Origin of the sequence: Paraniabella aurantiaca (assembly GCF_050309965.1) — a bacterium.
GTDB lineage: Bacteria > Bacteroidota > Bacteroidia > Chitinophagales > Chitinophagaceae > Niabella.
In genome coordinates, this window is sequence record NZ_JBLOSY010000002.1 from 968,753 (window position 1) to 980,705 (window position 11,953).

Genomic DNA, 11,953 nt, shown 5'->3' on the forward strand with positions numbered 1-11,953 from the left:
TTATTTATCTCCAAATTTAAACCATAAAACGATTCTCAGTGCGCGTGTCGGGTCTTTCTCGTAGTCGTAATAAATATTATCCAGGCCCGCCGGACCGGTGGTTTCGCTGGTCTGTGTACGGGAGCCAATAGAAGGAATCGCATTCATAAAAGAAATATCTCCCTTGGGAAACCAGGGTTCGTAATTATGCCACTGATCCGTTTTCCAGTTGGCGCTATATAAGCGCAGGAATAGATCTTCTGTCTCGGTTGCTACGGTAAAACGTTGCCCTTCCGTATTAATAAAACCACCATAGAAATTGGCATGATAGCCTTTAAACTCGGGATAGTCCCACTGTTCACCGGTTTCTGTATTATTGCACTTTTTGTTCCATACACCAAACTCGCCTCCCTTTAATCTATTTTTCCAGACACGATAGGGTCCTTTACCCATATAAGTTACTGAGCGCATTTGCTCCTCTGGCAAATCAAAATTAATACCCAGCATTTTGGTATGTAACGAATCAGGGAAGTAATTAACTTTTAATTGTATCCAGCCATTGCGATGAATAATCCATTGCAGCGTGTTAAAGCTTTTCTTTTTATCAAAAGTAGAACTGATCACTAAATTCTTATCCTTATCGTACTGGTAAGAAATGCCCGCAAAATTATTCACACCTTCCTGTACTACGGGGCCATTTGATAAAGGAACAATACCTTTACTGTTACGCACCTGTTTTAATAAGCCATTGGTTTTGTCAAATAATAATTCAACATCTTTTACCTTCACTTCATAGTTACCGCCCTTTTCATTAACCTGAACCTCCTGTAATTCCTTACTCAACGATACCAATTCCCTTGTCTTTTGCCCAGGCCGGCTGATCGTATAACTCCAGGTAAATAATTCTTGCTGATAGGGATCCTTTACTGTGATGTATAACACATCATAAGAATTCCAGTCTGCAGGTAATGTTACCTGGAGCTGCCCTTTGCCACCGGGCGCTATATCAGGCGCCGAAATCTTGCCATCCAGTACTTTTTCTTCTTTCAGACCAATTCGTTTTAGCTTCCAGGTATAAATACAGCTGTTCGCATTAGCAAACTGGTAGCGGTTTTCTATATTAAACCTTCCGTCGAAACCAGCTGCAATTTCTCTGCGCTCAATAAATATCGGGCTCCACACTTCTTTTATCGTAAAGAAGCTGCCTTCTTTTTCATGATGTGGCCCTACAATTCCATCAGCGCCCCGGTGTTTATCAGTGTCCAGCGAATCCTTCTTATCCTTTCGCACCACGCCCTGATCAGCAAAATCCCAAAGGAAACCTCCCGCACTCAAAGGGTTACTCCACATTTTATTCCAGTAATCTTCCAACCCTGCGCCATGTCCGCCATCAAACCAACCATGCAAAAACTCAGTAGGCATCACTATTTCACGGCCATTCTCAAAATTGCCAACCCCATAGTTGTACTGACGATAATGCTGGGTCTCAATACCATTATTCAACTGCCAGGGATGAATCACAACCCGGTTCTGTAGATCATATTCACCAAATAGCTTATCTAATTCCGGATTACTTCCACCCTCATTACCATTGGCCCAGATTACAATAGACGGATGATTGCGATCGTGCTCCACCATTTCTTTAACACGAAGAGAGCCAGTCGGTGTATCATAATGGCCATGCCAGCCAGCTAATTCGTCAATCACGTAAAGACCGAGTGAATCACACACATCGAGGAAATGACCATCGGGCGGATAATGGCTCATACGCACCGCATTCATATTCATTTCCTTGATCAGCAATATATCTTCTACGCTGTTTTTGTAACTGGTGGTTCGACCGCTTTCTGGTCGGAAGGAATGCCTGTTCACCCCTTTGAATTTCATTTTCACACCATTCACATAAATCCCATCCCGCTGCTTTACTTCTACGGTTCTAAAGCCAAATTTCTTTTCAACTGTATGAACGGCCTTTCCGGCCCTAGACAATGTATAGACAGCCTTATACAAATTGGGAAATTCACTGCTCCACAAGGCTGGCTCTTTCACATTGAGTGTATATTCCTGTGTATTGTCAGTAGCCGTTTCCTTTTCTACTACCAGCTTCCCTTGTTTATCAAAAATTTTGATTCTAAGTGTGGTTTGCTTACCATGAGTAGTAGCTCTAGTACGGAAACTACCATCAGCTTTTGCATCGATACTGATATCGTCAATATAATTTTGAGGTAATACCTCTAACCAAACAGGCCGGAAAATGCCGCCAAATATCCAGTAGTCTGCCTCACGCTCGGCAGCATTTACACTCCTATTAGAAGAATGTTTATCTACCTTTACTTCCAGTACATTTTCTTTCCCGTATTTCAGCAATTCTGAAATATCATATTTAAAGGAATAGAAAGCGCCCTGGTGTTTCGCACCCGCTAACCGGCCGTTGATCTTTATTTCTGCATCAGTCATCACGCCCTCGAACACTATATTAATTACCTTACCTTTCCAGTCAGCCGGCACTAAAAATTTCTTTTTATAAATCCCCGATTCTTTTCCCCTGATACTATCCTTTGCAAAACCATAGTCGTACTTACCAAAGCCCTGTAACTCCCAACAGGACGGCACTCCGATCTTTGTCCATTTACCCGAATTCATCCCCGCCGTACAATAAAAATCCCATTGAACCATGTCGTCATTACCTCTCCCACTCAGGTACTGCACTTCGGTTTGCTGTGCCTGAACCTGTGCTGTAATCACCAAAAGAAAAATATATAAAATACTACGCATCATTTTTATTAAATCAACTTCCAAAATTTTGTCATTAATTCATGTTCACCAACAAGCACTATTGAGGATCAAATTGATCCTTTAATTTACTATTAGTTCTAAAGGGAAAAGCAGGTAATCCTTCATCATTAAATAAATTAGGTTTGGCATCTTCCCTCCAGCCAAAGCGAACTGAACGCGGACTTTTTACACCCGCAGCATTTACCCAGACCATGTTATTTTTTATGATTGCCGACGCTGAGTGATAATGGCCTTTTTCATCTTCCACTTCAAAATAACTCAATGGAGCACCATCTATACTTTTAAGTCCCTTTCCCTTATAGTCAAAATCTATAACAAAAGACTGACGGTTTTTTGTCACTGACTTAAACAATGGCCCCATTGCGGGTTGGCTGTTCACCTGATAGGTATTACTCAATGCAGAGGCTGCCAGTCGTTGCCCCACATCCCATTTATTTACCGGGTGAAGATCAGCCGGATCTTCAATTAGATCGGTAGTGGCGATCATTATCGTATTAGAAATCTTTAGTGCAGCTGCCTGCGCTTCCCAAAACTCGGGTTCGCTATATACCGTATAAGGCCTGTCTTTAGATTTGGAATAATAGTACGGCGCAATTTGCACATAATAAAATGGCAGCCTGTTATTTTCCCATTTAGTTCTCCAATAGTTGATCAGCGATTTCATTTTATAGGTATACTCCAATCGTTCCTGCAAAAAGCAATTATTCTCACCCTGGTACCATAAAAAGCCTTTAAGAGAAAAAGGTATCAACGGCTCTATCATCGTCGTATAAAACTTACCAGACGCATCTTTGATTCTATGTGTAGAGTCACTATTGTTAAAAAAACTTTCCTTCAACATGGCATCAGCTGGCATCCATGGCTCTATGCCGCTGCCTGGAATAGCAGCAGATATGATGCCTACCGGAACTTTCAATTTTTGATTCAGCTCTTTGGCAAAAAAATACCCAACCGCAGAAAAACTCCCCAGTTCGGGTGCCGTTGCCGATGACCATCCACGATGCAAAGAATCCGGACTCATTTTTTTTCTTTCCACCAGGAAAATACGCATTGCGTTATTATTGGCTTCGGCTACTTCATTAACCGGCCAGTTAGCACCAGCAGGCGGCTTTAGCTTGGCAAGCTTACGCATGGCAAACTCCATATTAGATTGTCCGGAACATAGCCATACCTCACCTACCAGGATATGATCTAACTGTATTTGTTCAGCACCTGCTTTAATGTGAATAGATACCTCGTCAAAAGAAGCAGCCATAGCATCTAAATAAAGCTTCCAGGCCCCTTTCTGGTCAGCAGTAGTTTTTTTATGCTGACCTTTAACTTCAACAAGCACTTCCTGTCCCGCATCAGCCCAACCCCAGATGGCTACGGGAGCGCCTTGCTGAAGTACCATATTGTGCCCTAATATTTTGGGGAGCACCAGTTTTGCATAACCGCTTTGTGCAAGGAAAAAGAATAAAAATATGGAGAAAAAAAGTTTCATACTGATTTTAGACATCAACGGATTCAACCGCGTAATTTAAGATTTGCTTATAAAGTACCTGTTAACCTGGCCAGCTTTTTTGATTGGGCTATTAACTTACCATCTGCCCAAACAGACAAACCTTTACCCTTACTGTATTTCTTACCAGTCTTGTCCCAGATAATAGTAACGATTTTTCCATGATACAAAATATTGTCCAATGCAAACCAATCCCACTTACTTGGAGGTAGCAATGGATTCACTTCAATGATATTATCAGCCCGCGGACGCAAGCCTATAAGGCCGCTAATCACGAGATCGTTAAAAGTGGAATGATTATAATACCGGCCTCTTTTATCATCTGTTAACCACTGCCCGGTTTTTTCATCCATATACTCACCTATATAAGGCTTACCATCTTTGTGCTGCGACTGCGCATATTTTTGCAAATGGGTATAGTAGTCATTTTTAGAAAGATAAGACTGCTTATAATTATTTAATAAATTAGCCATAGCGGTTAATGTTTGCGCGCTGGCAAAGGGCCATACAGCTCCGTCCCACTCGCATTTGCAACAACCATGCGTTCTAAAGCCAGGATGACTTCTATCTGCTGTTGTAATTCCCACCGGGGCATTGAAATGTTTAGGATCCATCAGCTTTTTCCAGGCAACACTATACTTAGCATCCGGCAAATTAAAGTACCAGGGAATAAAACCGATCTCTTCCATCACCTGCGCCAACGTATCTCCCTGCTCTTTTCTAACCTCAAAAAAGTTACTTTTTGCATTCCAAAGTTTCTGCTGTGCACCTACTTTAATACTATCTGCTTTTCTTGAATACAAACCAGCACCGGTTGGATCACCCGCCAATTTTGCGATAGCCGATAACGCCCTCGCATTGCCATACATATACCCATTGATTGAAGGTCTTGGATTTTTCTCTTTACGTCCGCCGCTAATTGTTTCTTCCATCGCATCGCGTACGTCAAACTGCCAGAAAACCCCTCCTGGATTGCGCTTCTCTACCTCCCATCCCGCGTAATCGGCAGCCAGATCCGGATAATAGTCTTTTATGAAATTAGCGTCGCCATTTACCAGGTAGCGGTTATAAATCGCATCCATATTCCAGCTGCTATAAGCCCTTAGTTTTTTAAGCGGTTTACCATCGTTACCCCGATACCATATACGAAGATTATCATTCAAATACTGCTGATCGTGTAACCAGCGTGATTCATAAATATGATGCCCCAAACCGCTACTGATCAGGTTGTATTTATCGGAATAAGAACGTTGTACCAGGAATTCCGTTAATGCATAGCCTTGCTCCGTCTTCCGAATATGCTTTCTCAGCGTCCACCAACGGAAATAGAATATTTCTTCAAGCTTTTTGTCTGGCGTTTCCAAAAGAGGAATATTGTGCTGCATCCACTGCCAGGACTCACTATTCGGAATGGCCTGTACAATCGGTTCATCTTCCATCGTATTAAACCGATCTGCATAATGTTTGAAATTTTCAAATTTCAATACTGCAGGTTGAGAAAAGCCTGCAGTTACTGCAAAAACACCTGCCAGTAGTAATATCCTGTCTTTAATCAACTTCATTCTTTAATTTTTATGATTGATAGCCTTTAACCACCCCTGGTACCATCCCACTGCATTGTCTGGCTCTCCAGATTGCTCCAGTACTACCTTATTGCTTTCCAGATTTCTTAAGGTGGCTATATTCCTAAATATACCCTGTTGCAATCCAGCCATGTAGGCGGCGCCCAACGCGGAGACGTCCGGCATAGAGCTTCTCGATACCGGCTTAGCCAATACGTCCGTCAATAACTGCATCACAAATTCATTAGCTGTTAACCCTCCATTCGTCATTAGCTGTTTTAATGGTATACCGGTATCCTTTTCCATTGCTGCGATCACGTCTTTGATCTGGTAGGGAACAGACTCTAAGGCTGCACGGACAATATGATTTTTATTAGTCCCGAATGTCATCCCTGTTATAGACGCTTTTCTGCTCATTTCCCAGTGGGGCGAACCTAATCCGCTGAAAGCCGGCACCAGGTAAACACCGCCGTTATCAGAGACGGACTGAGCCATCCCTGTCGTTGCTTTCAAATCATCAAAAAGCCCTAATTCATTCTTCAACCACTCGATAGTACCGCCGCAGGTAACGATCACTCCTTCCAGGGCATAATCCACCCTGCCCGGAATGCTCCAGCAGATGGTGGTCACCATACCATTTTGAGAACTAACCGGCTTATTCCCAATATTCATGATGATGCTGGAACCCGTTCCCAATGTGGCTTTGGCAGTACCTGCATCAAAACATCCCTCGCCAAACGCTGCCGCATGGGAGTCTCCGATTAAACCGGTAACAGGAACAGGAACAGGTAGTAAGTCATTGATGGTGGTTGCTCCAAAATGAGCGGAAGAAGATTTCACTTCCGGCAATTGCAGATTTTTTATGCCATAGGCTTCCAGCAGTTCAGCATCCCATTGCAAATCGTGAATATTGAAAAACAAAGTGCGGGATGCATTGGTATGATCGGTTGCATAGCTTTTACCATCGGTTAATTTATACAATAACCAGGTATCAATGGTTCCAAAAAAAGCTTTCCCACCTGCTACCACCTCTTTTACTGAAGGATTATTTTCGACCAGCCATATTAATTTGGTAGCAGAAAAATAAGGATCGATCACCAACCCTGTCTTATTTGCTATTATATTGCCCAACCCACGCTGCGTCAACGCCTCACATATTTTTACAGATCGCTTGCACTGCCATACAATGGCGGGATGTAAAGGTTTGCCCAACTCATCCCAAAGCACAAAAGTTTCTCTCTGATTGGATATGCCGATTGCGGCAATTTGCTCTTTTGAATGGCCTTTAATCTCCAGATCGTTCAGACAATTTTCTACGGCCGTAATAACATTATTGTAAATAGCCCCGGGATCCTGCTCTACAAACCCGTCTCCAAAATAGTTGGTTTGTAAAGGCACTGTACCTCTGGCAATTGCCTGACCGTCCGCATCAAATACCAATGCTTTGGTGCCGCTGGTGCCCTGATCTATGGAGAGAATGTAACTCATGAGTGAGGAGTAATTAGTAATGAGTAATAAATCAAATATGTTTAATCATTCCGGATAATTGCTTGAAACAAGTTACAATGAGCTGTCTCAATCTTTAAATCTCTTCCATATTGCAGTAAGACAATTTAAACGCAATCCCGATTGCAGCATCAACTTCGATAAGAGAACCTCTTGAAATCTCAAAGAATCGTTTCCTTTCTATTTCAGATTTCCGGGAACATCCTTCTCCTACATTTAAGTGTACTGATACCGCTGCCCGTCTTAGCTGCTGAACCAGCGCGAATTTTTCATCCGCCGGGAAACTCTTGGTAACCTGATAGCATTCCACAGCTAAATTCTGCGTTTCGCTGAATATATTCATTTTTGTATGTGAAAGTTCTAAAAACATATTGGTATTCTTTAAGTTTAACAATCAGATTTAAGTCCAAAGAACTACATCCTAATTACTGACTACTCATTACTCACCTGATCAATCCTTCTTATCAATTTTATCGATTACCACTGCTAAAAGGATAACGCCGCCTTTCACCACTTGTTGCCAGAAGGGAGACACATTTAACAAAACCAATCCGTTATTTAAAACACCAATAATAATTGCACCCATTACCGTTCCCCATATCGCTCCACGCCCCCCGCTTAAAGAAGTGCCTCCAATTACCACCGCTGCTATAGCATCCAGCTCATAGCTATTACCTGCATTTGGCTGCGCAGAATCCAAACGGGATGTTACAATAATACCACCGATAGCTGCCATCGCCCCGGCCAAAGCGTACACAATCATCTTAATATTAGAAATCTTAATACCCGAAAATTTCGCGGCTGTCTCGTTGCCGCCAATTGCATAGATATAACGCCCCAGCCTGGTTTGACGGGTAATAAAAACCGCAAACAAGACTACTACTAAAGCAATCCAAACCGGAACAGGTATACCTATGAAGGAGCCGGAACCTATAAAAGTGAATTCAGTTCCCAGGTTGCTGATCGGTTGACCTTTGGTATACAGCATGGTGAAACCGCGGGCAATGGTTAACATAGCAAGCGTGGCAACAAAAGGAGGCACATTAAACTTGGTTATCACAAAGCCATTGAACCACCCCAGAAGTCCGCCAATAATAACAGCAGCCAGTATCACACCCAAAACCGTAAAACCAATATAAGTATCAGTAGCAGCAATGGGAATTCCGTTTTTCAGTAAACCGGCAGCGACCGCGCCACAAAGTGCCAGTATAGAACCTACCGACAGATCAATACCAGCGGTTAGTACTACCAGCGTCATGCCGGTAGCAATGCAAATATTTACTGCTGTTTGCCTTAACACATTTAGGCCGTTATCAGCAGTAAAGAATTTATCGGTAAGTATGGAGAGAATAATACATAACAAGACTAATGCAATCAGGGATTGAAGGCTCTTAATTCTTTGCTTGTAATTAATGGTTGACATTGGCTTAATTTTTTTGGATCGCTTTGGTTAGTAAACTGGCTTCATTGGCATCAGCAATAGGGATATCTGCCGTAATCTCTCCTTCGCACATCACTAATACCCGGTTAGCCAGGGCCAGTATCTCCGGTATTTCAGAAGACACCACAACAACACCTACCCCACTTGCAGCAAGGTCTTTAATCAGTTTATAGATCTCGGATTTCGCCCCTACATCTATACCTCTTGTTGGTTCATCCAGCAATAATACCTTGGGATTTTTGGCCAGCCACTTCGCGATCACTATTTTCTGCTGATTACCGCCACTCAGGTTTTTGGATAAAGTATTTTGTGAAGCGGTTTTTATATTCAACTGGTCGATATAATCTTTGGCCAGTGCTGATTCTTTGCGCGCATTTAAGAAGATACCATTTTCTTCCAACTGTTTCAACACCGTTACGCTGATATTTTTCTTCACCCCTATTCCCAGGCAAAGTCCCTGGAGCTTCCTGTCTTCCGGAACCAGCATAATGCCTGAAGCAATGGCCCTCGCCGGCGAATTGATCTTCTTCAATGCTCCTTCAACCTGCATTTCACCGGAACCCAGCTTTGGATGCAAACCAAAAATAGTTTCGATCAATTCAGTCCGTCCGGCACCCATTAATCCATAAAGTCCTAGTATTTCACCTTTATACAAAGTGAATGAAGCATCTTTAACCAGCAACCCGCTAACATCTTCTGCATTTTTCAGATTAATATTTTTTACTTCCAGTAAAGGATCATTAAAAATGGCGTCTGAAATATTTTTCTCAATTACAATCCGGCGTCCCGCCATTTTCTCCACCAGTTCATCCTGTGTAATCCTATCCATATTGCCGGATGTGATCGTAGCGCCATCCCTTAACACAGTATAAGTATCAGCCTTCTGGAACAGTTCTTTGAGCTTGTGTGAAATATAAACAATGATCTTTCCTTCTGTCTTTAACTCATCAATTATCTCAAAAAGATTATCCACCTCTTTATCTGTAATGGCAGAGGTAGGTTCGTCCATAATAATTACTTCAGCATTCGTATGCAAAGCCTTGGCAATTTCTACCAGCTGCTGCTGTCCCACTTTTAATTTCGCTATCAGTGTATCGGGACTGATGTCCAGATTTACTTTATTCAGCAACTGTGCAGTGTGTTTACGCATAGCCGCTTTATCCAGTATTCCCAAAGCATTCGTTAGCTCCCTGCCTAAAAAAATATTCTCTGCAATGCTGAGATGCGGCACCAGGTTCAATTCCTGGTGAATAATAGCAATTCCGGCATCTTCTGCATCTTTGGTTGAATTAAACTGTACCTTCTTTCCCCGGAAGATAATATCGCCTGTGTATTGGGTGTGCACGCCAGACAGTATCTTCATCAGGGTTGACTTGCCTGCGCCGTTCTCGCCAACAATAGCATTCACTTTACCAGGATACAGCTCCAGGTTTACATTGTTCAGGGCCGTGACGCCGGCGAACTTTTTGGTTATATTTTTCGCTATCAGCATCAGGGAACAATTTTTACACTTAAAGGAGTCAGTTCAAGATCATCGAAGTGGATATGCTCTTTATTTAGTTCTATAGCCCCGATAAACTCAATTTGATCACCAGCCTTTAAAGAGGATTTGAATGCTGGAATTATTTGCTGTCGGACTGTTTTATTTAATTCTTCAGAAATACTGTTCAGGTCACTGGTATTAAGAAATTCCTTCAATGCAACCAAACCTGAAGCGTCTCTCAAAGCGTTTCCATACACGAACTCGGTAAGCAAACTGGCTTTCCAGGGTGTATCACTATTAATGGTTATTGTTACATCGTCCACTCCAACTTTATCCACCTTTGCAGTGCCCTTCACCAATGCATACCGGTAATTTCCTATTGCCAGCGCGTTCGTATATTCATCAAATGCCCTCGCCCCATCGGTTTCTATAGCTGTTCTTAGCGTATTGATATCGACGGCCGCCAGCATGCGGGCAGGCAATTTTTCCTTCCACAGGTTAGCTGTATAGATTGCCGCGTTAAATTTCTCACCGGCTGTTGCCTTAACGTCACTCAGCTTTTTTATATAGATTGAGTTATAACCCAATAGCGCAACGACTACCAGTATAATCCCGTATTTTAAAAACTTGTTCATCGGCATTTTCTTTTAAACGTTCAGCAATCCATTAGTTATTTCTTTCCATAAGCCACATAGTCCTGTACATTCTTCTTAGTAACCATCTCTACCGCTACCGGTATCTTCTGAGGAAAGTCTCTCTTCCCTTTTATATATTCATTGGCAAATACAGCAGCGGTTTGCGCCATCACCAACGGGAACTGCATGCCGGTAGCATATACTTTATTATCATTAATGGCAGCAATCACATCATCGGCACCATCAAAGCCAAACACTTTTACTTTATCTGCTTTTCCTGCCGAAAGCAGCGCCTGGTAGGCACCCATGGCCATGGCATCGTTTCCACAAAAAACACCATCAATATTGGGATGCGCCTGCAGAATAGATTCCATCACTTCCATAGCTTTGTTACGATCAAAATCTGCACTTTGCTGTGCTACCATTTTCAGGTCTTTATAGTTATCTGCAACACTATGAAAGCCTTTGGATCTGGCCCAGGTATTGTTATCTCCTACCAAACCTAACAGTTCAACATAGCTGCCTTTCTTATTTAGCTCTTGTACAAAATATTTACCAATGGCCACAGAACCGGAGTAACTATCTGAAAGGATTTGTGAAGTAGCCGCATCCAGAGAATTGATTTCCCGGTCCATACAAAACACAGGTATATCCGCCGCTTTAGCCTTTTTTACATTCGCTACTGATCCGTCAGCATCAGTAGGATTAAAAAGAATTGCATTGAACCCTTCCACTATAATATTATCGAAATGATCGCTCTCCAGCGAAGAGTTATTTTGCGAATCGAACAGTTTGGTTTCGTATCCCAGTTCTTTAGCTTTAGCAGCAGCCTGTTCTCCCAGAAAAACAAACCAGGGATTATTTAATGTGGATATCACTATCGCCATTTTCTTTTGCTGCTTGCTTCCAGGCTCTTTGCTTTTGCATTGAACCAATAGTAAGCCAATCATCAGCAAGAGCAATCCGTTGTAAAAAAACTTTTTCATATTGTGGCATTTTTAAAAATCCTCCTGATTTATCGTTAGAGCTATCCTACAGTGAAAAACGCAG

9 protein-coding genes are annotated in these 11,953 nt (G+C 42.3%); all 9 read right to left on the bottom strand.

The annotated features are described in order from the left end of the window. Entirely contained in the window at window positions 1–2,757 is a 2,757-nt protein-coding gene (locus tag ACLOAU_RS18565) for a glycoside hydrolase family 2 protein (protein WP_427863408.1), read from the bottom strand. A 55-nt stretch (window positions 2,758–2,812) separates the two neighbouring features. Further along, window positions 2,813–4,258 (bottom strand): sialate O-acetylesterase, encoded by a 1,446-nt coding sequence (locus tag ACLOAU_RS18570; protein ID WP_427863409.1) that lies wholly within the window; start codon window positions 4,256–4,258, stop codon window positions 2,813–2,815. Between the two features lie 47 nt (window positions 4,259–4,305). After that, window positions 4,306–5,838: an MGH1-like glycoside hydrolase domain-containing protein gene (locus ACLOAU_RS18575; protein WP_427863410.1), complete on the bottom strand. Its 1,533-nt coding sequence runs from the start codon at window positions 5,836–5,838 to the stop codon at window positions 4,306–4,308. 3 nt (window positions 5,839–5,841) lie between these two features. Further along, window positions 5,842–7,326 carry an FGGY family carbohydrate kinase gene (locus tag ACLOAU_RS18580; RefSeq protein ID WP_427863411.1) on the bottom strand — a complete coding sequence of 495 codons (1,485 nt, stop codon included), beginning with the start codon at window positions 7,324–7,326 and terminating at the stop codon, window positions 5,842–5,844. 94 nt (window positions 7,327–7,420) lie between these two features. After that, complete coding sequence (locus tag ACLOAU_RS18585) at window positions 7,421–7,714, bottom strand: four helix bundle protein (protein WP_427863412.1); 294 nt, start codon at window positions 7,712–7,714, stop codon at window positions 7,421–7,423. Window positions 7,715–7,795: 81 nt separating this feature from the next. Beyond that, window positions 7,796–8,767: an ABC transporter permease gene (locus ACLOAU_RS18590; RefSeq protein WP_427863413.1), complete on the bottom strand. Its 972-nt coding sequence runs from the start codon at window positions 8,765–8,767 to the stop codon at window positions 7,796–7,798. Window positions 8,768–8,771: 4 nt separating this feature from the next. Next, window positions 8,772–10,277, bottom strand: coding sequence for a sugar ABC transporter ATP-binding protein (locus tag ACLOAU_RS18595; protein WP_427863414.1), 1,506 nt, complete (start codon window positions 10,275–10,277; stop codon window positions 8,772–8,774). Next, entirely contained in the window at window positions 10,277–10,903 is a 627-nt protein-coding gene (locus tag ACLOAU_RS18600; protein WP_427863415.1) for a DUF2291 domain-containing protein, read from the bottom strand. Before ACLOAU_RS18600 ends, ACLOAU_RS18595 begins: the two co-directional genes overlap by 1 nt. Before the next feature lie 35 nt (window positions 10,904–10,938). Beyond that, the gene (locus ACLOAU_RS18605) at window positions 10,939–11,889 is read right to left on the bottom strand and encodes a D-ribose ABC transporter substrate-binding protein (protein ID WP_427863416.1); all 951 of its coding nucleotides are present in this window, start codon (window positions 11,887–11,889) and stop codon (window positions 10,939–10,941) included. Window positions 11,890–11,953: the final 64 nt, after the last annotated feature.